Origin of the sequence: Geobacillus proteiniphilus (assembly GCF_001908025.1) — a bacterium.
In the GTDB taxonomy this organism is placed as follows: domain Bacteria; phylum Bacillota; class Bacilli; order Bacillales; family Anoxybacillaceae; genus Geobacillus; species Geobacillus proteiniphilus.
Genome location: NZ_MQMG01000136.1, coordinates 1 through 750, shown reverse-complemented (window position 1 = coordinate 750; position 750 = coordinate 1). Strand labels below are relative to the sequence as shown.

Genomic DNA, 750 nt, shown 5'->3' with positions numbered 1-750 from the left:
ATCCTAAAAATACATGAGGGGGGATGGAGTTGCGTGATCGCATCGACTTCTTATGCAAGACCATTTTGGCGATAAAAACAGCGGGCCGATTGGTCCTCGGGATTGATGGGCTAAGCCGATCGGGCAAAACGACATTAGCCAATCAGCTGAGTCAAACGTTGCGGGAGCAAGGCATCTCCGTGTGCGTTTTTCACATGGATGATCATATTGTCGAGCGAGCCAAACGTTATCATACGGGAAACGAGGAATGGTTTGAATATTATTATTTACAGTGGGATGTGGAGTGGCTAACGCATCAGTTGTTCCGTCAACTCAAAGCATCCCACCAGCTGACCCTCCCGTTTTATGATCATGAGACCGATACGCACTCCAAGCGAACGGTTTATCTCTCTGATTCGGACATGATCATGATTGAAGGTGTTTTTCTGCAAAGGAAAGAATGGAGGCCGTTCTTTGATTTCGTCGTCTATTTGGATTGTCCGCGGGAGATTCGCTTTGCCCGTGAAAACGATCAAGTGAAACAAAACATCCAAAAGTTCATCAACCGGTATTGGAAAGCAGAAGACTATTATTTGGAAACCGAAGAGCCGATTAAACGGGCGGATGTTGTTTTCGATATGACCTCATGATCGGGAATCTTTGGTAGGGTTTGTTCCTTTGCGAGGATGACGATGTTGGAAAAGAAAACATCGAATCGATCATCGATAATTTCATACAATTTGTTGAATAATCAACGAATTGTCTTGATCT

At 44.4% G+C, this 750-nt stretch carries 1 protein-coding gene; it reads left to right on the top strand.

Going from position 1 to position 750, the window contains the following annotated elements:
• The first annotated feature begins 23 nt into the window (after window positions 1-23).
• Window positions 24-629 (top strand): kinase, encoded by a 606-nt coding sequence (locus tag BRO54_RS18880; protein ID WP_011229690.1) that lies wholly within the window; start codon window positions 24-26, stop codon window positions 627-629.
• Window positions 630-750: the final 121 nt, after the last annotated feature.